Origin of the sequence: Klebsiella sp. 141153 (assembly GCF_032601995.1) — a bacterium.
Lineage (GTDB): Bacteria > Pseudomonadota > Gammaproteobacteria > Enterobacterales > Enterobacteriaceae > Klebsiella > Klebsiella aerogenes.
The window spans coordinates 299,508-321,051 of sequence record NZ_JAQIRJ010000001.1; the positions used below are offsets into that span (position 1 = coordinate 299,508).

The window sequence follows — 21,544 nt, forward strand, 5'->3', positions numbered from 1 at the left end:
GAGATGGATATACGCGCCAATTATGGCCCTTCTGTCGACGGCGGTATCGTCGTCCGTAAACTGTTTTCCTGCGATAAGCGCCAGAAATCATGCCCGGCGGGATACTGGTAAAGACGCAGTGAAAACTGCCCGGCCACGGCGGTAATGTATTCAAAAATAGCGGATTGCGTGTTCTCGTAATCCATCCATAGCGTCGAGGAGGTAAAACAGTAGATTTCCAGCGGCAGCCCGGACGGCGATGGTTTTAACGTCCGCGCCACGATGTACATATCTTTAATGATATCTGGCCGTTCGGCGAGATAGCTCATCAGGTAATGGCGAAACAGCGTCAGGTTAGTCAACCCGTTATCAATAAACCAGCGATCCGCGACGCCGCCCGGATCCCGACCATCCAGTAATTTACTGAGCGGCTCACTCACCCCGCGGATTGCCAGCATCGGGGTTAACATCTCCTGATTCAGGAAGGTTACCGAGTGCTGATCGATATTAATGCTACGCATGATCCGCCGTGCGCCGGACGAGAACATCGCCTGCCAGTTGGTATACGTTTCTGTGAGGAAATTCTTGGTCGGAATACGCGAAATGGTGTTGTCCCAGTTACGGATAGTAATGGTATGCAGCGCGATATCCGTCACTTCCCCGCTCAGGTTCTTGTCGGGCATTTCGATCCAGTCGCCCAGTTGCAGGACATCGTTGGACGATAGCTGGACGTTGGCCACCAGCGACAGCAAGGTATGTTGAAACACTAACATCAGCACCGCCGCGACGGCGCCGAGGCTGGAAATGATAATCACCGGTGATTTATTCGACATCACGGCGAGGATCATAATCGCGGCCAGAATGTGAACTAAGATTTTACCTATCTGGATATAGCCTTTGATGGAGTGGTTTTTACGTTTGGTCTTACGCAGATAAGAGCTATTGACGATATCCAGCATTTCGTTGAAGAAGATCGACAGAAAAATAAAAAACAAAATTCCGCAGATGGTATTAATCGCCGTTACCAGCGATGCCGGCATATTGGGCATAAACTGCAGAACGTAGTAGACGATAATAACCGGAATGAAGTTTGACAGTTTCTCGGCGATACGGCGGTCTTTTTCCAGCGGCACGTCCTGTTTATGGCTGGCGAAGAACACCTTGCGTATCACTTTAATCAGCAAAAACTTGCACAAAAGATGGGCAAAGATGCCGGAGACGACCAGCAGAATAAGGTTAAAGCCGATCGCCAGAGCCGGATTACTTTCAATAAACGTCAACAGATGATTCAAATACGCCATGCGTTATCGCCTGAATTAATATGCCCTTTTGTATTAGCCATTCACTATCAACTATTAATACAAAAATTTAACCAATGTGCATCATGACATGTCAAAGCCGCATAAGTCCACGCTTTGAGCGGGGGATCACATTCATTGTATAAATATGTTCATTTGCATTAATGATGCTCTGCGCCCACTATTAAGGGGCCCGAAATGAGGACATATCAACTCCAGGAGGAAACATGTTCAAAGCACTTGCCGCCGTCGTCGCACTCACTGCATCCGCCAGCGTCATGGCGCAAAGTGATGTCACGCTGACTTCACTTGCCAAAGATAATGCGACCAAAGCGTCGTTCAGCCAGATGGTTAAAGGCCATAAACTCCCGGCCTGGGTTAACAGCGGTGGTACCGGATCCCCGGCACAAACCGTGAAACTGGGATCTGAATCCTGGCAGGTATTAAGCGCCTGTAAACCACACGATTGTGGTAGTGAACGTATCGCCGTGATCTGGTCGGAAAAATCCAAACAGATGTCGGGCGTCTTCTCGGTGGTAGATGAGAAAACATCGCAGGAAAAACTGACCTGGCTTAACGTCAGCGATGAGCTGTCGATTGATGGCAAAACCGTGCTGTTTGCCGCGCTGAGCGGCAGCCTTGAAAACCATCCTGACGCGTTTAACTACCCGCAATAAACAAAACCCCTGGCTATCCGTTGATAGTCAGGGGGTGCTCACCGTCTTCGCCGCTCTCTATTTACGCTGCCGGCGTAGTGTGCCCGCGAGAAGAGCCAACCGCTGGCTACGACAATAAATCGCGAACAGCACGAATCCCTGGCGGTTAAATATTAGCCGGCAACACAGTAATGCCAGCGCGGCGAACGCCAGCGGCCAGAGACTTTCACCTGCGCTAACCATCGCTCGCAATGCTTGCACCACCGTTGACGCTGAGAGGATAAGAAATAGCGCCAGAAATCCCTTCAGCCCGAGGGTATAACCGCGAGCCAGCAACACGCCGCTGGTTAACAGAAAAAATATTATCACCAGCGCCGGTACAAAAAAACTCGCTACCCGTATCGGTGCCGAGAATGGCGGGAGCGTCTGCAAAAATGGTAGCAAGTTGAATGCAAAAGCCACTAAGAACAGTGGGAATAGCGCGGCGACCGGAAATGGGTTTTGCCGGGGAAGTTCGCCTGGTGGACGCGAAAAGTAGCGTTCAAGTCCTGGCGTGGAGTGATTCAGCAAGCTGGCGTCCCGGCGCGCAATAGCGCGGTCTATCTCCCGACCATGCTGCAGGAGATCGTAGAAGACGGGCCCCACTATCGGAGAAACTATCGACATCAGATGAGGGCCTGGGCGCGAATTATTGCTGCAAAAATAGTGCTGAATGTTTGTGGGCCGCTGAGACGCTCCACCACCTGACCATCGCGGAAAACAAGCGTATTGGGTAACCCCCAGACGCTATATTTCGCCGCCAGCACCGGAGCCTGAACAACATTTACTGTACCGACTAAAACATCAGACGGTAGCCGGTCGGCCGCCTGGAGAAAAAGACTTTCGCTGCTTTGACAAGGGCCGCACCACGGCGCATGAAAACGCACAACAGCCACGCCGTTATAGCGTTCAACTTGCGAGAAATTGTCTTCATTCCACTGAATGACGCTCGGATTCATTTTGACCCTTATAACTCTGCACAAAAAGTGATTCAGTTGAGCGATTGTAATCGTTTTCTCGCATAGCCGACAGCTTACGGCGCCAGCATCAATACCTTGAACTGGCTGGGTACGATGCGCATACCGACCGCATTTGTTGAATTTTGCAGGCTAACGCTGGTTAGACGCGTCGCCGGCGTGCCTTTCAGCAGCACGGTAAATGCGCCGGTCAGATGACGCGATGGCCCCATCACCGTACCTGACGCCACCCCGGTCGCCACGCCGGGGTTATCGCCGTTGGTGAGCGGCGTCACCGTCGCCATATTATGCGCGGGCATGCCCATAAACAGAATATTGAGCGCGTTAGGGATCGCCGTCGGCCCCAGCGCGATGTCCGGATAGGGAATCGGTGTTGGCGCCGGCATCGGCGTCAGACAGACGTCGGGGAAGGCTAAATCGACACCGAATAGCTGGCAGTTGGCAAACATGATTAGCTCCTTAGCCCATGTGGATCTGTTCTGAATCGACTTTGGTGATCGCTTTTGAGGTGATGACCGTATTGTGCGCATGCAGGCGGGCATAATCATCCGCTTTCATATCCAACTGCCCGGCGCGCACCTGCTCGGTCTGCCGGGTGGTGCGCAGCAGATTGTGGCTAATTTGCGTCACCGTTTGCCAGACCGATTCGGCGCGCTTGCCGACAATACGTGACAGTGTCACCCATGCCGAGAGCTTATCGCCGCTGTAGTTCATCTCGCTGATATGGCAGTCCCCCTGCGCGGCATTGACGCACAGGCGCTGACCGCTGAGGCTGAGTTCCCCCTGACTTTGAATATGCAGGTCACCCGGTACGCTGAGCTCCGCCTGGCGGCTTTCATCACGCTCCAGCACCGCTAACAGCCAGATCTGGTTGTCCACGCTGCTGATGAGTACGCGATCGCCAGCCTGCGGCGCGATCAGACAGCTGACCGCTCGCCGACAGTGCCAGCCGCGCCCTTCGCTCTCGACGGTCACGCTACCGTCGGCAAAGCAATGGGTCACCGTGCCGGAAGCCTGCGCCGGCGGCATCGCCGCCTGGGCCAGTTTGTGATTAATAGTTGTCATCTGTTGTCTCCTTAACAACGGCTGTGGCGCTGGGCGCTCCACGCCTCAGCGGTTAATAACTCTTCATCGTATTCCAGAATCCCCTGACGGCCGGTAAACAGCGCTTCGTCCTGGCGGGCGCGATGCAGCCGGGTGCGGCAAAAGGTCGCGCCGCGCAGATCCGCCTGGCGCAGGTCGGCGGCGGAAAAATCACTCCACGTCAGATCGCAGAGCGCGAATCGCGCCCCAGCGGCCTGAACCCGCTGTAAAACGCTCTGGAACAACCTGCTCTGGCTAAAGTCGGCCTGCTCCAGGATCGCGCCGACAAATATCGCCTGGTCGAACCGGCTGCCGCGACACTGGGCGCCGCGCAGATCGGCCTCCATAAACAGCGCCTGGCTGGCGTTCACCTGATTGAGCTCTGCTTCACGCAATGACGCGCCTTTGAAATTGCACTGGGTTAGCTGGGCGCCGTTAAACTTCGCGCCGTCCAGCGGACAATCGGTGAACTGGCAGCCGGTAAAGCCCTGCCTTGAATAGTCTTTGCCGCGCTGATCGCACTGGAAAAACACCAGCCGGTCGCACTGCATTCCGTCCAGTGCGGTGTCCCGCAAATCAATATGGTAAAAGGTGGTCAACAGACCGCGGCTTTGCGCAAAGCTGGCGTGAGTCAGGTCAGCCTCATAAAACACGCTGCGTTCCAGCGTTGAACCGCTAAAACGGCTCCTGCTCATCTGGCAACGCATAAACTGGCTGCTTTGCAGCGTCGTCGCCGAGAAATCGCTCTCTTGCAGGTCGCACTGATTAAACACGCAACTATCAAGCGTGGTTTCAGCGGCCTGAAGATGGGCCATTTCACACTGATTGAAGGTCGTCTGCTTAAGTTGGGCGCCTTGCAGCTGCAGGTTCTGCAGCTGGCACTCGGTAAACAGGGCTTCATGCAGATTGGCATTTTGCAGATTAGCGCCGCGTAGCGACACCTCCTGAAACAGTCCGCCGGAGAGATCGCAGCCCTGCAGGTTGATACCATCCAGCGATATTTCATTGAGTGGCTCGCCGTTTTTGATGCGCTGAACGATCTCCTCCGGGCTCAGTATCGTCATATCACTTCTCCATCGCGCTTCGGCAGGGTTTTAATGCGTTTGGTCCATGCGCCGTCCAGCCGCGTGGTTTTACTGGTAAAGGATTGTGAAAGATCGGCGCGGAACAGATTGGCGCCTTCGAAATTGGCCCCGGCAAGCTGGCTTTTTTGCAGCAGCGCGCCCATCAGGTTGGCGTCGGTAAAATCAGCCTCGCGAAAATCGGTGCGAACAAACAGACTGCCGACCAGATTCGCCCGTACAAAGCTGGCATCGCGACAATCAGCCTCACTCAGATCGCTGTTTTCGATTTTTGCCAGCGCAAAGCGCGCGCCCTGTAATGGCGTCTGGCGCAAATTGCTCTGCTGCAGCGTAGCGTGGCTGAAGTCGGCGCCGATAAGTGAGCTTTCCGACACCGCAGCGCTGGCTAGCCATGTTGCAGCGCTAAAATCAGCGCGCTCCGCGATGGTCTGCACCAGCGAACAGCTTTCCAGCGTCGCCTGATGGAAAATGGCATGCTCCAGTTCAGATTGTAAAAACGAGCATTTGTGCAGCCGCGCGTGGCTGAAATCAGGTTGTGCCAGCGTCAGTTCCATAAAGACGCAGCCATCCAGCTCGGCGCGCTGAAAACGGCAGTCAATCAGGCTGATTTCCCGAAGGATCAGCGTTTTTAGCGTCGCGTTATCGAAAATGCATTGCGCAAACAGCGCGTTCTGTAGCTGACTATCTTCAAAGCGGGCGCCGGTGAAGTCGCTTTGATGGCACTCCGCCAGTACCAGGCTGGCGCCGCTAAAATCACAGTTACGCAGCGACGAATGCTGTAGCTCCGTTCTGGCCAGCACGGCCCCCTGAAAAGAGGCGTTATCCAGCTGACAGTGGCTAAGGTCCGCGCATTCCAGTAACGCCTTTTCAAAATTGGCGCCGCGAAAATCCATGCCGGAAAAATCAACGCCGCTCAGATCCATCCCGCTAAAATTGCCGCCCTGCGCCATGGTACGCTCGGCGCGTTGGCGCAGGATCATCGCCAGATCGCCCTTCAGCCGGACCGCCGGCGGCTGATGCTGCACCGCGGCCAGGTACATCTGATGTAGCGCCTCGCGCGTTTGCGCACGCTTCTTCTCGCTCAGTTCCTGCTGGTGCTGATGCAGCATCTCCTGCATCCGGTGCATGGATTCGGGGCCGCGCGGTTGGTTTTCATCGTTATTCAACTGCGGATATTGCGCCTCCATCTCACGTTTGCGCTGTTGCGCATCATTCTCCATTTCCTGCGCCTGACGCTCCATGTCGGCGATAAACTCCGGCAGGTCTTCAAGCTTAGGCAACGTGGGCTCGTCGATATCCGCCAACAGGCTATCGATATCACCGCCGCTGGCTTCAATGGCGGCGCGGTGCTGTTCACGCAGCAGACGAGCGCGGTTTTTCATATTCTCCTGCTGCGGACTCGGCGACTGTTCAATTTCATTGTCGATCCACGGGCCGATGGTCTCTTCCGGTATGAGATCCTTTTCGCGAAAGGAGAAGAGCGCGCCCTTCTCTTTATCCATTCGCTGGGCCAGTACCTTGCGATAGTGATTAAGCGAACGGGCGGCGCCCTCTTTTTCCAGCGCCGGGATCAGCTGCAGGACGTCGGCGGCATCGTCTTCATTGATACGAATGTGCCCCTGCCAGATAAGCATCATCTGTTCCCGATGGGGAAAGAACCATACCGTGGTGGCGCGTAAGGCAATTTCTTCGAATAGCGTTTCATCCGCGCGCTGGCGATGAATAAAACAGCGAGCCTGCCACGGCGGCAACTGGCCCTCCTGCATTGATTTCTCAGGATGCATATTCCAGATCCGCCATTTCGCCCCTGGCGGCAAGGTATCCCGATCCTCCCACCATTGATCCGAACTGGCGGCGTTAAAGACTTTCCAGTCAATATCGCGGGCAAAACCGGGAAACTCCTGTTGTAGCCAACTGGCATCATATTTTTTGCCCATTCGGCTAAAGCGCCGCGGCCACTGAATATCCAACGGGCCAAAACTTGCCGGCTGCGGTTTCTGCTGCGGCGAGCTTACTCTTCCCTCCAGTGGTTCAATATTCGGCAGAGGATGATGCTCGCGCCCCTGCTGTTTTACCGGCGCGACACCAAGACCGTGCGGGTTGTCGGCATAATCACCGCCGCCAAAGGCGCGGCTCCAGTCGAGGCGCATTTCGCTGAACGGCTGCGGTCGGGTCATACGTTGCCCCGTCCACTCGCGATCGCCGAACACCACCAACGACTTACTCAGTTTGTCGATATCGATGCGCGCCACGCAGGCGCTTTTTTCCTGCTGATGATGGGTATAGGCAAAACCGGTGGCAAGAAATTCGGCGCGGACTTTAGGGATGGCCATATCCACCACGCCGCCGCTGGTTTGCAGTTCGTCGGCGGCAAGCTGCCACAGTTCCATCTCGGGGCGCAGCTGCGGGTTTGGCCCCATATCCGCCAACGCCAGCACCGAAACGCCAAGATAATTTTTGCCCTGCCAGCGGAATGGCCGGTTCAGTACGCTCAGGCGTAAGGGTTTAATGATTTTCATAGGAGGTCTTTGTACGTTGCTGTGTAATCAGTGAAATGAGACTCGTGCATGGGAAAATAGCGGGATTACAAAAAAAGCGGCCTGTCGTATAGCGCAATTCTCTGCGGGTTAGCCGGATCGTATTTAATCGTGGTGCCATTACCCGGTTTAAAACGCTCAATGTCGCTGAAATTCAGGGTGTGATTCAGGCTAGCCTGGACTTCCACCTGCTCGCGGGTCTTAAATTTAAAGGTGAGACGATAGACCGGTTTACTTCCGCTCCAGGCGCTGGTCTGGTGTGCGGCAATGATATCCGCGTTGACCGCAATCCCGGATTGCAGGACCTCACTGTGGGTGAAACTATCCTTTAAATACGGATAAACATCCTGATAAAGAAAGCGGGCCATGGGATAGACACCAAACACCAGGACAATCAACCCCATGAGGATAAAAAAGAGTATATCCATCGTGACAAGCCTTATTTGCTCATGGCTTACAATTTAATAATTGACAGCAATAACCGCTATCTTTACAGGCGTGTCATTACTGTACTTTACTGATAATAACATTCCTTTCTTTAATTTATGAATGTCATTAGGTCTCACAATGCCTTTCGCAATGTATTTTTCCACAGAGCCGTTTATATTTGCACTAAAATAGAAATCATAAATATAATCATTGCCGTACTTTGTTTCTGTCTGACGCCATGATTCTAGCGGAACCTGGATTGTTTGACCGGGCCACTTATCTCTCGATAACCAGTTTTTAATTGCTGAGACTTCAGCTTTATTTGGTTTGAATGCAGCAAATGATATACCTAATGCTATGATTGTCATCACAATGCCAAAGATAAAAGATGGTTCCGTGATAACATTCATAGGGTTGCATCCGTGCTATTAACAAAAACCATCATCGATAGCTTACTCCACATCTCCAATTAGACATATTGTGAGTATTTTTAAGTGGCCATATGAATGACCACAGACATAGTAAGTCCAGCCGACTATTTATTCATAATTCACATCTATAACAGCCATTCGTTTTGGCGGAACGCCCTCATGCTTTATAGTTAATTGAAGCCCCGGTTTTAATTTTGGGATTTCTGAAGCACGTACTACGGCGGCAGCATTATACTGTTTTGTCGTACCCTCAATGTTCGTATAAAAGGTAAATGCAAAATAATAATCGAAATTATTGGTCGCGTTAGTTCGACGCCAACTTACCAGAGATACGTTTTTGATCTCACCGGGCCAGCGCTCACGGCTTAACCAGTTCTTTAATTCAGTGAGGTCTCCTCCTTGTCCTTTGAGGCCACATAACGAACTGAATAGGTTGTGCTTCACAGTGATTTACTGTGTTATACATCTTAGTAATCACTGACACTTAGAGAACCGACTCTAAGTGCCCACCAATAACCTTATATGTTGTATTGAATTCTGAAATACATTACTTACGTCTTAGATTGGGTTTAGGGATAGTCAGGATGTATTTATGAGGTTCTTTTTTCGAATAACTCAACGGTATCTTTTCCCCGGGCTGAAAATCATTTATTTTCATTGCATCAATAACGGTATCAGCCTCTCCCTCTAATGTTGTACCATTCTCGATGACATAATTGAACTTAACTGTAATGTTAATAAACCCTGAGTTACCACCTGAGCGGCTACGAACACCAGTAATAGTTCCCAGAACACTTACACCATCCGTCTGAATGCCTTCTTTCAATTTCTTATTTTTGAAATCGCGAATGAGAAGAGACGCAAAAATATAAATAAAAAGAATTACAACAGCTAATACGATTAGGTTTGTGACAATTCTCATATATCCCTCTAAATAAACATAAACACTGCAGCCGCATGCAGACTCATAGCAAGCGAATCAAATTCCACACCAGCCACGCGGGTTTTTATACCGTTATCAAAATGTATAGTAACAGGGTTATTTTCTAATTTCACCCCTGTCAATCCGAAACTTAATGGGGTCAGCGATATGCTGAGGCCTTTCATATCAATACCTGTACCTGTTAATCCCAACGATATACCTACATAACTTTCCTGGTGACCATGTGCATTGGTGACCCAGTATGGTGTATCAAGGTTAACTTCGGTGTCGCTGTGTATGGTGATTTTATTTGGCGAGGTGATTAAAACTTCACCGCCGGTGACGGTTTGTGTCCATTTGCCGTTAATCGTTGTATTAACGTCACCTGTAATTTCTGTATGTTGTCCTCCTGAACTGACTATCAAGCGATCGCCATTTTTTATTTCCGCGTTCCTGCCCCCGGCATTTATAAAAAGCTCCTGCTTACCCGTAACGATCGTAGTGGATTGATCACCTTTGTCTATTTTAGTTTTCTGGGTACCGGTAATATTATTAACTTCCCCACCAGCAGAGATGGTCAGTTCTCGGCCTTCTTTAATATTTATAATTTCTGTTTTATTGAGGTTTATTTGTTCAACGTCATCAACTGTAGTTGTTCTTTTCTTCTGATAATGAAAGGATGAATCACCAACGACAGTATCGCTTTGCTCTTTACCTATTGTGGTAGTACGGCAACCATCAATATTGACATGTTTATCATTCTCTACCGAGATCTTCATATCTTTCTCTGAATGCATCTCGACAGATTCATTGCCCGGATTATCTTCGAAGAACAAGAAACTGCTGTTATCAATATTCCCATCCTTACTCCGCGTCATAAAGCCCATCCGGGTGGCGTCGCCGGGGAGATCCCATGGCGGCATGCTGGCTTCATTATACACACGTCCGGTGACGATCGGGCGGTCAGGATCGCCGTTGATAAAATCAATGACCACTTCATCGCCGACGCGGGGAATTTGCACGCCGCCAAAGCCCTGGCCTGCCCAGGCGCTCGACACGCGAACCCAGCAGGAGCTGGTGTCATCGCCTTTGGCATGGCGGTCCCAGTGAAACTTCACTTTGATGCGGCCATACCTGTCGGTCCAGATGCTTTCCCCTTCAGGCCCGACAACTTTCGCCGTCTGCGGGCCATAGGTGCGCGGCCAGTCGGTTACCTGCGCCGGGCGATAGACTACCGAAGAGGGGATCACTCTAAAATGGATTTGGTGCGAGATGTCGCTATTACCGCCGCTGGCGTAGCTGTTCTCTTCAAACAAGTAATCTGCGGCGGTCGTCAAATATTCGCCGTTATCGCTAAAGAATGGCGCATTGGTTAGGGTAAACGTTGCGCCGGGAGCGATGCCCACCGCGGTGGCGGTTGCCTGAATTTGCTGATGTTCCACCTGCCAGCGCTCCTGGCGGATACGGGCGTAGAATTCACCGTGTCCGTGATCGACAAACCGCCCCGGCCAGTCGTACACGTCGATACTGCCCGGCGAGGGCGAAGCAGGGTTCTGCCGCGCCTGGAACAGCCAGGCGTTAGGTTTACGGAAATCATAGTCATCGAGGCTGTAGATCCCCGGCGTCACGCTATCTTCCAGCGCCCACTGACCGATCCCCTCTTCAGTGGTAATACCGCCCGATGCCGTCTGGTGGTAGGGAATGGTTTCATAGCCGCTTACCGGTTGATGCTGGGTGGCTGAATCGGTCAGAACCATCGTATGTTTACCCGCCTCGTGGCGGAAATGGTAGGCAATCCCCTCCAGCTCCATCAGGCGGCTGATAAAAGCGAAACTACTTTCCTGATACTGGACGCAGTAATCCCAGACGCGGTAACTACCGTTCAGCTTATCCTCAACGTTGACCTGATATTCGCTCAGCAACGTATTGATGATCTGCGGTACCGTCTGTCCCTGGAATATACGCAGGTTGCGGTCGCGTTTCATCGGCCATAAGTCGGGTTCAACGGTCAGTTGGTAAGCGGCGTAGCGGATACCGCTCAGTTCAACGGCGTTCACCGCCACGCGGGTAATTTTACCGTTGAAATAACGCGAACTCAGCGCGTTTTGCGTCGGAATAGTCACGGTCACCGGCTGGCCAAGCAGCTTGCTGCGATCCAGACGCGCATCGCTGCCAAGCAGCGTTAAGCTGAGCTCGAACATTTCCGACATGGCTTCATGTCCGCTGAGTTTCCAGAAAAGCAGCCCCTCAACGGGGAGCTGAACGGTGATCCTGTTAGACATAATATTATTCCATTCAGGGAGATACAGTTTGTGCAGCGCTAGCTGCGCGTTAACAGTGGGTTCGGCAGATCGACCAGCACCTGTTGCGAGTCAAGGCGCAAGTAGCGTAACGGAATCGGCTTTCCCGGTTGAAAGTTTTGGATACGCGTAATATCAATAACGATATCCCGCTGACCGGTCAGCAATTCACCTTTTTCGTTAACGTAATTAAAATCGACGCTAATATTAATAAACCCGGAATTACCGCCAGAGCGGCTTCTCACATTTGTGATGGTGCCAGATACCGCAACGCCATCATTGTGAATAGCCGCTTTGAGTTTTTTATTTTTCGCATCGCGAATCAGCAATGACGCAAAAATATAAATAAACAGTAGGACCACGGCCAGAACGATTACGTTAGTAAAAATACTCATCTTCCACTCGTCAGTTTTGGCTTATCAGCTCGATGGATTAATAAGCCAGGTTCCCGGTTTGGCGATCTCCAGCGTCTGCTCGCGGGTTTGTCCATTACCCTGCAGGGTAATTTCATAATGCCCCGGCGCCAGCTTCAGCGAGGCGAAGCCGTTCGTGGCCGGTTGCGTATTATGAGGTTCGCCATTGAGTTTGAGCTTTTCCCCTTCCCGCATGCGCACGTAAACCTGAGCAACAGGCGCCGCAGCGGCGGCAGGTTTACTCTCTTTAACGGCAACGGGCGGAGCGGGCTGCGCGTTAGCGGTCTGCGTTGTTACCGGCGGCGTAACCGCCGCTGGCGGCTGGGTGCTGGCGCTCTGTGCTGGTTGCGCCTCGCTGCTGCCGCCGCTGAACAGCATACCGCCGGCAAAAATGCCGACCAGTACGCCTGCGGCGACCATCCCCGGAACCTTATAGCGCCGCCAGTCTGTCGCGGCCGGCGCCTGTTCTTCCTCTTCGACCAGCGCCAGCATGGTGCCGGTTTTTTTGACCGACAAGACGTCATCGATACTGGACACCGGCATTTCAATCAGCTCGGCAAACGCGTCAATTGACTGGGGACGATCCTCCACCCGCAGCGCCAGAGCTTTATCCACCGCCTGTAGCAGCGGCAGCGAGTAACCTGCCGGCTTCAGTTCCGCCAGCGGCTGATAGTTGTCCTGAATACTCCGCACCACGCTCACCGGCGGCGGTGAACCCACGATCAGCGTATGCAGCACCGCGCCGACGGCATAAATATCGGTCCAGGCGCCCTGTTCGCTGTCATTATCGTCGGTATACTGCTCGATAGGCGCATACCCCGGGCGCAGCATGGTTTCGGTTTCGTCGGACAGATTACCGATGGTCCGGCGCGCCGAACCGAAATCAAGTAGCACCGGCAGGCCGTTATCCTGGATCTGGATATTTTCCGGTGAGATATCACGATGCAAATAGCCGGCGTCGTGAATGGTTTTAATGGCGCCGAATAGCATCGGCAGCATCCGGCGGATCCATGCCTCATCGATGAGGTTTGGCTGCTGTTCGCGCAGGCGGCTCAAAGTGGTGCCGCTATAAAACAGCGTGCCCATATAGGCGGTGTCGTTCTGAACCCAAAAGCGCAGCACGTGCAGCAAGTTGGGATGATTAAAGCGCGCCAGCAGCCGCGCCTCCTGGATAAAGCTGTTTAATCCAGCGGAGAACGCTTTGCTAAAGCGCTCGCTACGCAGTACCAGGGTCATATCTTCGTTACGTACCGCCAGCGACGAAGGCATAAACTCTTTAATCGCGATGGTACGTTCCAACTGATGGTCCCAGGCGCGATACACAATGCCGAAACCGCCGCCGCCAATCACTTCCTTTATTTCAAATTCGTTAAAACGATACCCGACCGGCAGCGCGTTCAGGACAGTCCGATTGTTTTCGTGATCCGTCATCTTAAGACTCACTTTCTGATGGTGTTACGCGGCAAACTGACAATGAAACTCGCCTTGCGCATAGCTGATGCGCAGTTGCGTAAACTGCTCATCGTTACGGTTGGCGGTTAACAGAATTTGGCTCATCTGCGGCAGCAGCGTGTTGGTCAGAATCGCATCGACCATACGCCCGCCGGATTCCACTTCGGTACAACGTTGAACCACCTGCTCGACGACGCTGTCGTCAATCTCGCAGACAATGTTGTGATTGTCCTGCAGACGGCGCTGAATACGCGCCAGCTGCAGGCGCACGATTTGCCCCAGCATCGCATCGCTCAGCGGATAGTACGGCACCACCAGCAGGCGGCCGAGCAGCGCTGGCGGGAAGACCTGTAACAGCGGCTGACGCAGCGCGCCGCTCAGCGCTTCCGGCTCGGGCATCAGATCCGGGTCGGCACACATGGCGCTAATCAGCTCGGTACCGACGTTGGACGTTAAGATAATGATTGTGTTGCGGAAATCGATATGGCGGCCTTCACCGTCTTCCATCCAGCCTTTATCAAACACCTGGAAGAAGATTTCGTGCACGTCCGGATGCGCCTTCTCGATTTCATCCAGCAGCACCACGCTATACGGGCGGCGTCGTACCGCTTCAGTCAGCACCCCGCCTTCGCCGTAACCCACGTAACCCGGCGGCGCGCCCTTCAGGGTCGAGACGGTATGCGCCTCCTGGAACTCACTCATGTTGATGGTGATAACGTTCTGTTCGCCGCCGTACAGCGCTTCCGCCAGCGCCAGCGCGGTTTCGGTTTTACCCACGCCGGATGGACCGCATATCATAAAGACGCCGACCGGCTTATTGGGATCGTCGAGCCGCGCGCGTGACGTGCGCACACGTTTGGCGATCAGATCCAGCCCGTGGCGTTGGCCGATCACTCGCTGGTTGAGCGTGTCGGCCAGGCTCAGTACGGCGTCAATCTCATTTTTGACCATCCGCCCCAGCGGAATGCCGGTCCAGTCAGCGACCACCGCCGCCACCACGTTCTCATCTACCGCCGCGAACAGCAGCGGCATCTCACCCTGTAGGGTTTTTAGCGCAAGCTGTTTTTCATTAAGCATCTGGCGCAGCGCCGGCTGGGCGTCGTCATCGGCCTCCTGCAATTGCGCGCGCAACGCGATGACTTCATCAACCAACGCGCGTTCCTGCTCCCAGCGACGACTCAAGGTATCGCGTTCAGTTTCCTGCTGCTGACGCGCCTGCTTGAGTTGCTCAATGCGCTGGGCATCGCCAATCGCCACCCGGTTCTCGCGTTGGGCAATCTCCAGTTCCACATCCAGGGCGGCAATGCGCTGCAGACAATCTTCCAACTGCGGCGGCGGCGCGCTTTGGCTGACGGCGACGCGGGCGCAGGCGGTATCCAGCAGCGCTACCGCCTTATCCGGCAACTGCCGCGCGGGAATATAACGATGCGACAGCTTCACCGCCGCGTTGACCGCTTCATCAAGCAGCAGCACCCGATGGTGTTTCTCCAGCGGCGATACGGTACTGCGCAGCATCAGCAACGCTTTCTCCTCATCCGGCTCGTGGATTTGCACCGTCTGGAAACGGCGGGTCAGCGCCGGATTTTTTTCAATATATTTTTTGTACTCCGCCCAAGTGGTCGCGCCGATGGTGCGTAACTGTCCGCGCGCCAGCGCCGGTTTCAGCAGGTTCGCCGCATCGCCGGTGCCCTGCTGGCCGCCTGCGCCAATAAGAGTGTGGATCTCGTCGATAAACAGCACGATCGGCGTCGGGCTGGATTGCACTTCGTTAATTAACGCCTGAAGACGGGCTTCAAATTCGCCTTTCATGCCCGCACCGGCCTGCAGCATGCCGATGTCCAACAGCCACAGCTCAATATTACGCAACGGCTGCGGAACATCGCCTGCGGCGATCCGCCGCGCCAGCCCTTCCACCACCGCGGTTTTACCGACGCCTGCTTCCCCGGTCAGCAGCGGGTTGTTCTGCCTGCGGCGCATCAGGATATCCACCATCTGGCGGATCTCTTCATCACGGCCGACTACCGGATCGATTTTGCCCTCCTGCGCCCGCTGCGTCAGATTCTGTCCGTACTGGGCCAGCGTGCCCTGCGCCGTCGGCGTCGCGCCCGTGTTGGCCGTCTCCACCGCCGCCTGCTGGCTCTCTTTACTGGCGGCCAGCAGCGTCTCAAAGCTCTCGCTCAACGCATCGACATTGATTTTGCTAAACTGCGGCGAAATACCTTTCAGAACATTAGCCAGATTCCAGGTTTTCAGCAGCCCTATTAACAAATGGCCGCCGCGGATGCGGTTGACGCCATATTTCAGCGAGCCATAAACCCACGCGCGTTCGACGGCGCTATCGATATGCTCAGAAAGGTCGGAGACAGAGCTGGCGCCGCGCGGCAGCGCATCCAGGGCCGCGATGATATCGCGGGTCAGCGCCTGCTCATCAAGGGCGAAATGGCGGATAATGTGTTGCAGGTCGCCGTCCTGCTGCTGCATCAGCTGATGCAGCCAGTGCACCAGCTCAACGTAAGGGTTGCCGCGCAGTTTACAAAAGGCGGTTGCGCTTTCCAGCGAGGTAAACAACAGCGTATCCAGTTTGCCGAAGAGTACGGCACGGCTGATTTCTGACATGTTCGGTTCCATTGATAACATTAATAAAGGTGTCAGAGAGCAGACGACATCAGGCGTCGCTCTGCTCCACGCTAAACACTAAATCGCCACGCGGCGCGGGGGCTGGCTGGCGGCCAAGCCAGGTGCTGTAGCCCAGTTTGCCGTCGCCGCTGAGGACCGTACCGGGTACTTCATCGCCGCGGATAAGTACCCTGACGTCCCATGCATATTCGATCCCGAGATACTGGCGGACCCAATCGCGTAATTCGTTCACCGCGTTTTCGCCCGGCAGAAAACGGGCGTATTCGGCGGCGCTAAGCGGACCGATTTCAAGGCGGAATTTATGCTGAACATCGCGTACCGCGACGCCGAGAAACGCCGAGACGCCCAGGCGAGGCAGACGCCTTCCCGCCCCCAGTTGCGCTTGTTCTCGCGAGGTCAGCGGCATCCATTGCGGCACGTTGCTGATAATGTTGACCGGGACTTTGAAGAAATTTCGCAGGATCTTCTCCAGTCCTTCCGGATCCTTGCCGTGGCGGCTGAGATGGCCTGCGTGGGTGAAACGCGCATGCGGGCTCAGGTCGCCCTTTTCCAGTTGCCCCGGCTGGCCCATGCCGATGAGTGAGGCGAGGTAGCGCTCAAAGCGGCGGTTATCCGCACGGTCTAACGATACCGTTGGCTGCGCGTCGGCCCAGGCGCGGTAGAACAGCAGCGTCAGGCGGTGGTGAAAGAGATCGGCAAAAGCGCTCAGGCTGTCGTCCTGATGATGATGAATACGCTCGCGGGCGTATTCGGTCATATGAACCGGCAGCGGGCCATTGGGGCCGAACAGACCGAAGCTGAGAATCGATATCTCATGCACCGCGCTATTTTCCCGTTTTTTCGCGCTGGCCAGCGTCGCGGGCGCAAACCCCATTGAGGGCGTTTGCCCGATGCGCAGCGATTCAAATTTCGGCAGTGGCGCGCGTCCAAGCGGGTAACGTTCGCCTCCTTGCGCGTCAATGCGGCGCAGCAGATGAAAAAGATCGTAGCGCCAGGGCGCGGCGGTAACCTCGCGCCAGAAAACGTCCGCCAGCGGCGTCAGGCGATGAATGGTAGCCATCGTCTCACTCATATCAGCGCCCTTTTACCCATTCGCGGCGCCCAGTAGCCGATTTCGCCGCGCTGCTGGCTGCATAAGGTGAATTCGGTAAAGCTGTTGAGCGACACCAGCCGGGCAAAGACCCGTTCCAGTACGCTGCCAAACAGCCACGGGCTGGCGCCGGAAAAAGCGCGCTCATCTACGGTTAAGGTAATGCCGATACCGCGGGCGAAGACGATGGGTCCCGGCTCCGGCACCCGGCGATGAACCGGCTCCAGCACGCAGTGGCGTACCCCTTCGATTTGGCGGGCCACGGCGGTCTCCGCCAGCCCGGCATACAGCCCAAGCAACTGGCGTAGCGCCGCGGCGCCTTCGCCATTTTCACCGTCCATCAGGCTGAGATAGTTCATTTGCAGCTGGCTTATCAGCCGCCAGGTGCTGAGCCCTTCCGCCAGCGCCGGGCGCGGCGGCGTCGGGCCGCTACGCATTTTCAATGTTTTTACCGGTAGCGAATCCGCCAGCACAAATTGCCCCAGCTCCTGTTGTAGCATCAACGGCAGGTCGCGGCTGGTGCACAGCACCTCGGCGGTGATGTAACGCAGATCTTCCTGCCACGGCGCATGCTGCTCATCGACCAGTGAGACAAAGGTCTCAGAGCCGGTATAGCCGGTACGCGTGCCATAGCGCAGCGCGTGTTCGGAAAGCACCCGCTGTTCGCGGCGCAGTGAAAAATAAGCGCCGTAATCCCCGGCATCCTTGCTCCACGAACTCCAGAATGGACGGAACTCGCGATCATCGCGGTGGCCATCGGCGCTGCCGTGAATTTTACTCACCGAATAGATTTCGTAGTCCAGCGGGCGGATGTTATCGACCACCAGATGGTATTCATGCTGGGTGTCGCTTAGCGACTGGCGGGCGGCGATTTTCGGAAACAGGTTAATCACCGGCGTGCAGTGCAACGCGAAGTGGTTAGCTTCCACCACTTGTTCCAGGCGGTCGTCGGTTTTATCAAGCAGAATGATGATATCGAAGGATTTTTCTTCCTTGCACTGCCCAATTAGCTTGCTCAGGCCGTTAATACTGATAAAGCGGAAGCGCGCCGGGAAGGCAAAGTATTCGTGCAGCAACCGGTAGCCGTCAAAATTGCGAAGATCTTCCGGTAGGAGCGCCTGATTGGCGGCGAATCCCTCTTGTTGGATAGCCTCTTCGCTCAGCGAAAAACGCAGCGGATCGCGCCCGGTGGTCTGGCACACCACGCCGACCTGGTGGGCAAGAATCAGCTCCAGCAGGCGCAGCGCCTCAATATCCGGGCCGCTTAAGAAAAACGCCAGCCGGTCAAAGGTCAGATGGCCAAGATGTTGAGCCCCTTCACAGCTGATGCGCAGGCGCAAAGCGCTGACGGCGCCGCGCTGGCCGAGCCCAAGTGCGGCCAGCGGCACATCGGCGGGGATCCCGCCAAGTTCGGCTTTCTCAATACGCAGCGGCAACAGCGTGACATCGTGCGCGGTGGTGTAGCTACAGGTGACACCGTTTTTCTTCAATACCTGGCTGTCCATCATCGTACCGCGCGGTACCACGAAACCTTTACTCAGATCGCCTTTATTGATGTCCGGCTGCAGTTCGGCTATCGCCATCGACGGCGTAGGCGCCAGATAATTGGGCGCGATCATCTCCAGCAGGCGCTGTGAAAAGCGCGGGAATTCGGCGTCCATTTTTAGCTGGACGCGGGAAGTCAGAAAGGCGAAACCCTCCATCATCCGCTCAACGTAAGGATCGGCGACCTCAATACCGCGCATGCCCAACCTGCCGGCAACCTTCGGATAGCGTTCAGCGAATTCAGCGCCCATCTCACGCAGATAGGCCAGCTCGCGGTTGTAATATTCAAGCAGTTTGCCTTCCATCGTTACCCCGCGTCTTTCAATTCAAAGTGGCCATTTTCGAGATCCACATCGGTACGGAACAAAAACTCTAATGGATACGGTACGCACCACAGACGCCCTTTAATTTCAATCGACAGGACGTTATGTAAATCCAGTGACTGGGTATCAGAAATACAGCGGACCTGAAGCCCCTGCGGCAGAATGCGCGGTTCGAAGCTGATAATTGCCTCGGTAAGTTTGCGCTGAATATCCTGCCATTCAATGTCCGACATCCGTTTCCCGGCCAGCGGCGCGACGCCGAAATTAACCACCGAACGGCGCACGTGCGCCAGCGCGGCCAACGCCTGCGGATCGTCATGATTGATGGTATTGAACAGCCACTGCAGATCGCGCAGCACGTGACGGCGCAGCGTACTGTGGGTGATCAGGTTGCTGTTAAGCGGCTCCGATTTTTTCTGCGGCTGATTATCGGTCAGGCGGTCGAGCAGCGACGGCTGCATCTTATCGCGGGCGCCAATGGTCTCTTGCTTGCTACGCGCCTGCCAGCCGCTGCGCAGCGCGTCACCGTCGCGTACCGGTTTGTTCATGCAAAACTCACCACGTCGAGAGAGAGAATCGGGAATTCATGGTTATCGTTAAGCCACACTTTCTGCCCGTGGCCCTGATACAGGGATCCTTCGTCGTCCAGCGGCTGCCACTCGGTGGCGCGGCCCAGCTGGAAGCGCGCCTCCGTCTGCGGCGTGACAGGGTAACGCGCGGGGATCTGACACACCTGCTCGCTTCCATCGGTCAGGCGCACCAGCGCATGGCGCCACACCAGATCGGTGACGCTCGCCGGGGCCTGAAAACGAATTTCGGCGATAGCGGCGAACGGCAGCCAGCAATACCGGCCATTGACGATAAGTTCGCAAACCGGACCCAGACGCGCGTCGCCGTCCATCAACCAGTGAAAAGCGACCGCGGGGGTATCCGCCTGATTGAGATTGCCAGGATTAAGGGGCGCCTGTTCAAAGGCGGCCAGCCGCTGTCGCTGGGCGGTTTCTGAATCAACACAAAGCGCGGAGGCCAGCGCAGACAACCACGGCCACTGGCTGTCCGGCATCTGCGGGCGTGCGCTACCGGCAAATACCGCATCGCGCTGCTGCTCGCCCTGAATGCTCTGTTCCAGCAGGGTGACCGTTGGCCGGGCCTGCGGCTTCAGCGCCAGCCAGCTTTTTAGCTGCGCCAACGCGCGCGCCCAGTTACCGCTCAGGCATAGAAACTGGACGAACGCCGCGCGCAAGTCGGCATCGGCGGGACGGCTTTTGATGTCGCTTTCCAGGCGCTGCAGCGCCGCGTCGACGCTTTCGCCAGCCAGCTGTTGATATAGCGTGTTCATCGTCGCTCCTTAGTTTGCCGCGCGCCATGCGCTGGCCGCCGGATTACGCAGCAGCGGGTGCAGGCCGTCGATCAGCACAACGTTGAGTTTGATATCCGGCGCCAGCCACGGCGACCAGACGCTCCGCGCCGCCTCTATCCGCGCCTGTAGACGCGACGGATCGTTGGCCAGTTCGCGGGACATTTCGATAGCCAGCGTGCCGGTCATCTGCCAACCGTTTTGTCCGGCGACATAGGGCAGGATCATCCAGCTTTGTTGGGCGTTTTCATTGCTGACTACCATGCGTTGGTTATTGACCGCGGTGATCAGAAGTTTGTTGGGGTCAGCGGCGGCATTGAGACCCACTACCGGGAAGCCATGCACGAACGTGACGGTGCTCTGCTTTTCTTCGCCGTTCACTGATTGAGTGATGACGGTGCGTCCGCTCAGCCAGCCGCCCTTTTCGCAACTACCGGATTCAACGGCGGGAATGAATAAGGCGGCGGCGCTTTCCTGCCAGAAGGTGCGCAGTCGGCAGCCGCCCTGCAGCGTAAACTCCTGCCACGGCGTGCGGTCGGCGGCGGGAGACAGTTTTTCCGCCTTCTCTTCCGGCGGCAGCCAGGCTGGCGCGACGGGCTTTTCCGCCGCCGCGACGGTCTCAGCGGGCGCGACTTTTACCGCCCATTTTTTGTTTTTCGCCGCGCTACCCTGGGCGATATGCCCATTATTCGCGTCAACCAGCGTCCAGTTCAGCTGCTGTAAACGCGAACACTGATGCTGCATTAAGGCACCGACGCGCGGCAGGAAGTTATCCAGTATTTTGACGTTCTTATTGCCGTTGGCGACGATGCGTAGCGCCACTTCATCAGCGCACCAGTTCTGCGCGGTGTTGCCCTTGATGTTATCGATCCAGACATCCAGTTTTTGCGAAGGCGATTGCACGATACGGTAGTTTTCCGCCTGCGCGACGCCGGTGGCGGCAAATATTGCCGCACCCAATATCCAATGTTTCATAAAAATCCTTCTTAGCCTG

The 21,544-nt window shown here is 55.2% G+C and carries 21 protein-coding genes; 1 reads left to right on the forward strand and 20 read right to left on the reverse strand.

The annotated features are described in order from the left end of the window. Nucleotides 1-20: 20 nt before the first annotated feature. Nucleotides 21-1,280, reverse strand: coding sequence for a mechanosensitive ion channel family protein (locus PGS10_RS01495; RefSeq protein WP_410477084.1), 1,260 nt, complete (start codon nucleotides 1,278-1,280; stop codon nucleotides 21-23). A 224-nt stretch (nucleotides 1,281-1,504) separates the two neighbouring features. Between PGS10_RS01495 and ivy the strand changes: the two genes are divergently transcribed. Continuing rightward, on the forward strand, nucleotides 1,505-1,954 hold the full coding sequence (gene ivy / locus PGS10_RS01505; protein ID WP_316422289.1) for an Ivy family C-type lysozyme inhibitor: 450 nt from the start codon (nucleotides 1,505-1,507) through the stop codon (nucleotides 1,952-1,954). A gap of 57 nt (nucleotides 1,955-2,011) precedes the next feature. On the opposite strand, the gene PGS10_RS01510 is transcribed toward ivy, so the two are convergent. From PGS10_RS01510 to PGS10_RS01600, 19 genes are all read right to left on the reverse strand, one after another. After that, a complete protein-coding gene (locus PGS10_RS01510) occupies nucleotides 2,012-2,599 on the reverse strand; it encodes a hypothetical protein (RefSeq protein WP_316422290.1) in 588 nt (195 codons plus the stop codon). Further along, complete coding sequence (locus PGS10_RS01515) at nucleotides 2,599-2,931, reverse strand: thioredoxin family protein (protein WP_047079168.1); 333 nt, start codon at nucleotides 2,929-2,931, stop codon at nucleotides 2,599-2,601. The genes PGS10_RS01510 and PGS10_RS01515 overlap by 1 nt, the downstream gene beginning before the upstream one ends. A gap of 74 nt (nucleotides 2,932-3,005) precedes the next feature. Continuing rightward, entirely contained in the window at nucleotides 3,006-3,398 is a 393-nt protein-coding gene (locus PGS10_RS01520) for a DUF4150 domain-containing protein (RefSeq protein ID WP_015366584.1), read from the reverse strand. 10 nt (nucleotides 3,399-3,408) lie between these two features. Beyond that, on the reverse strand, nucleotides 3,409-4,014 hold the full coding sequence (locus tag PGS10_RS01525) for a DUF3540 domain-containing protein (RefSeq protein WP_316422291.1): 606 nt from the start codon (nucleotides 4,012-4,014) through the stop codon (nucleotides 3,409-3,411). Nucleotides 4,015-4,025: 11 nt separating this feature from the next. Then, nucleotides 4,026-5,096 carry a pentapeptide repeat-containing protein gene (locus PGS10_RS01530; RefSeq protein ID WP_316422292.1) on the reverse strand — a complete coding sequence of 357 codons (1,071 nt, stop codon included), beginning with the start codon at nucleotides 5,094-5,096 and terminating at the stop codon, nucleotides 4,026-4,028. After that, a complete protein-coding gene (locus PGS10_RS01535; protein ID WP_316422293.1) occupies nucleotides 5,093-7,633 on the reverse strand; it encodes a DUF2169 family type VI secretion system accessory protein in 2,541 nt (846 codons plus the stop codon). Before PGS10_RS01535 ends, PGS10_RS01530 begins: the two co-directional genes overlap by 4 nt. A 65-nt stretch (nucleotides 7,634-7,698) precedes the next feature. After that, complete coding sequence (locus PGS10_RS01540; protein ID WP_316422294.1) at nucleotides 7,699-8,079, reverse strand: DUF3592 domain-containing protein; 381 nt, start codon at nucleotides 8,077-8,079, stop codon at nucleotides 7,699-7,701. A 33-nt stretch (nucleotides 8,080-8,112) separates the two neighbouring features. After that, nucleotides 8,113-8,490 carry a hypothetical protein gene (locus tag PGS10_RS01545; protein ID WP_316422297.1) on the reverse strand — a complete coding sequence of 126 codons (378 nt, stop codon included), beginning with the start codon at nucleotides 8,488-8,490 and terminating at the stop codon, nucleotides 8,113-8,115. A gap of 129 nt (nucleotides 8,491-8,619) precedes the next feature. Further along, the gene (locus tag PGS10_RS01550) at nucleotides 8,620-8,955 is read right to left on the reverse strand and encodes a hypothetical protein (RefSeq protein ID WP_316422298.1); all 336 of its coding nucleotides are present in this window, start codon (nucleotides 8,953-8,955) and stop codon (nucleotides 8,620-8,622) included. Nucleotides 8,956-9,058: 103 nt separating this feature from the next. After that, complete coding sequence (locus tag PGS10_RS01555) at nucleotides 9,059-9,433, reverse strand: DUF3592 domain-containing protein (RefSeq protein ID WP_045382186.1); 375 nt, start codon at nucleotides 9,431-9,433, stop codon at nucleotides 9,059-9,061. Nucleotides 9,434-9,441: 8 nt separating this feature from the next. After that, nucleotides 9,442-11,715, reverse strand: coding sequence for a type VI secretion system Vgr family protein (locus tag PGS10_RS01560; protein WP_316422299.1), 2,274 nt, complete (start codon nucleotides 11,713-11,715; stop codon nucleotides 9,442-9,444). Between the two features lie 38 nt (nucleotides 11,716-11,753). Then, complete coding sequence (locus PGS10_RS01565) at nucleotides 11,754-12,128, reverse strand: DUF3592 domain-containing protein (RefSeq protein ID WP_316422300.1); 375 nt, start codon at nucleotides 12,126-12,128, stop codon at nucleotides 11,754-11,756. A gap of 24 nt (nucleotides 12,129-12,152) precedes the next feature. Next, nucleotides 12,153-13,577: a serine/threonine protein kinase gene (locus PGS10_RS01570; protein ID WP_315710502.1), complete on the reverse strand. Its 1,425-nt coding sequence runs from the start codon at nucleotides 13,575-13,577 to the stop codon at nucleotides 12,153-12,155. 24 nt (nucleotides 13,578-13,601) lie between these two features. Next, entirely contained in the window at nucleotides 13,602-16,214 is a 2,613-nt protein-coding gene (gene tssH / locus PGS10_RS01575; protein WP_316422301.1) for a type VI secretion system ATPase TssH, read from the reverse strand. Between the two features lie 49 nt (nucleotides 16,215-16,263). Then, nucleotides 16,264-17,307, reverse strand: coding sequence for a type VI secretion system baseplate subunit TssG (tssG, locus tag PGS10_RS01580; RefSeq protein ID WP_316422302.1), 1,044 nt, complete (start codon nucleotides 17,305-17,307; stop codon nucleotides 16,264-16,266). Then, complete coding sequence (tssF, locus tag PGS10_RS01585; protein ID WP_316422303.1) at nucleotides 17,304-19,175, reverse strand: type VI secretion system baseplate subunit TssF; 1,872 nt, start codon at nucleotides 19,173-19,175, stop codon at nucleotides 17,304-17,306. Before tssF ends, tssG begins: the two co-directional genes overlap by 4 nt. A gap of 2 nt (nucleotides 19,176-19,177) precedes the next feature. After that, the gene (tssE, locus tag PGS10_RS01590) at nucleotides 19,178-19,741 is read right to left on the reverse strand and encodes a type VI secretion system baseplate subunit TssE (RefSeq protein WP_015705452.1); all 564 of its coding nucleotides are present in this window, start codon (nucleotides 19,739-19,741) and stop codon (nucleotides 19,178-19,180) included. Beyond that, entirely contained in the window at nucleotides 19,738-20,532 is a 795-nt protein-coding gene (locus tag PGS10_RS01595) for a type VI secretion system accessory protein TagJ (RefSeq protein ID WP_315710506.1), read from the reverse strand. Before PGS10_RS01595 ends, tssE begins: the two co-directional genes overlap by 4 nt. Nucleotides 20,533-20,541: 9 nt before the next feature. Next, a complete protein-coding gene (locus PGS10_RS01600) occupies nucleotides 20,542-21,525 on the reverse strand; it encodes a hypothetical protein (RefSeq protein ID WP_063447110.1) in 984 nt (327 codons plus the stop codon). Nucleotides 21,526-21,544 lie beyond the last annotated feature (19 nt).

Bases quoted from the DNA above. Each gene is read 5' to 3' on its own strand.
- PGS10_RS01520 (WP_015366584.1), bottom strand. From the start codon at position 3,398: ATGTTTGCCAACTGCCAGCTATTCGGTGTCGATTTAGCCTTCCCCGAC.
- ivy (WP_316422289.1), top strand. From the start codon at position 1,505: ATGTTCAAAGCACTTGCCGCCGTCGTCGCACTCACTGCATCCGCCAGC.
- PGS10_RS01545 (WP_316422297.1), bottom strand. From the start codon at position 8,490: ATGAATGTTATCACGGAACCATCTTTTATCTTTGGCATTGTGATGACA.
- PGS10_RS01565 (WP_316422300.1), bottom strand. From the start codon at position 12,128: ATGAGTATTTTTACTAACGTAATCGTTCTGGCCGTGGTCCTACTGTTT.
- tssE (WP_015705452.1), bottom strand. From the start codon at position 19,741: ATGAACAAACCGGTACGCGACGGTGACGCGCTGCGCAGCGGCTGGCAG.
- PGS10_RS01570 (WP_315710502.1), bottom strand. From the start codon at position 13,577: ATGACGGATCACGAAAACAATCGGACTGTCCTGAACGCGCTGCCGGTC.
- PGS10_RS01595 (WP_315710506.1), bottom strand. From the start codon at position 20,532: ATGAACACGCTATATCAACAGCTGGCTGGCGAAAGCGTCGACGCGGCG.
- PGS10_RS01555 (WP_045382186.1), bottom strand. From the start codon at position 9,433: ATGAGAATTGTCACAAACCTAATCGTATTAGCTGTTGTAATTCTTTTT.
- tssH (WP_316422301.1), bottom strand. From the start codon at position 16,214: ATGTCAGAAATCAGCCGTGCCGTACTCTTCGGCAAACTGGATACGCTG.
- PGS10_RS01515 (WP_047079168.1), bottom strand. From the start codon at position 2,931: ATGAATCCGAGCGTCATTCAGTGGAATGAAGACAATTTCTCGCAAGTT.
- PGS10_RS01530 (WP_316422292.1), bottom strand. From the start codon at position 5,096: ATGACGATACTGAGCCCGGAGGAGATCGTTCAGCGCATCAAAAACGGC.
- PGS10_RS01495 (WP_410477084.1), bottom strand. From the start codon at position 1,280: ATGGCGTATTTGAATCATCTGTTGACGTTTATTGAAAGTAATCCGGCT.
- PGS10_RS01525 (WP_316422291.1), bottom strand. From the start codon at position 4,014: ATGACAACTATTAATCACAAACTGGCCCAGGCGGCGATGCCGCCGGCG.
- tssF (WP_316422303.1), bottom strand. From the start codon at position 19,175: ATGGAAGGCAAACTGCTTGAATATTACAACCGCGAGCTGGCCTATCTG.
- PGS10_RS01510 (WP_316422290.1), bottom strand. From the start codon at position 2,599: ATGTCGATAGTTTCTCCGATAGTGGGGCCCGTCTTCTACGATCTCCTG.
- PGS10_RS01535 (WP_316422293.1), bottom strand. From the start codon at position 7,633: ATGAAAATCATTAAACCCTTACGCCTGAGCGTACTGAACCGGCCATTC.
- PGS10_RS01540 (WP_316422294.1), bottom strand. From the start codon at position 8,079: ATGGATATACTCTTTTTTATCCTCATGGGGTTGATTGTCCTGGTGTTT.
- tssG (WP_316422302.1), bottom strand. From the start codon at position 17,307: ATGAGTGAGACGATGGCTACCATTCATCGCCTGACGCCGCTGGCGGAC.
- PGS10_RS01600 (WP_063447110.1), bottom strand. From the start codon at position 21,525: ATGAAACATTGGATATTGGGTGCGGCAATATTTGCCGCCACCGGCGTC.
- PGS10_RS01560 (WP_316422299.1), bottom strand. From the start codon at position 11,715: ATGTCTAACAGGATCACCGTTCAGCTCCCCGTTGAGGGGCTGCTTTTC.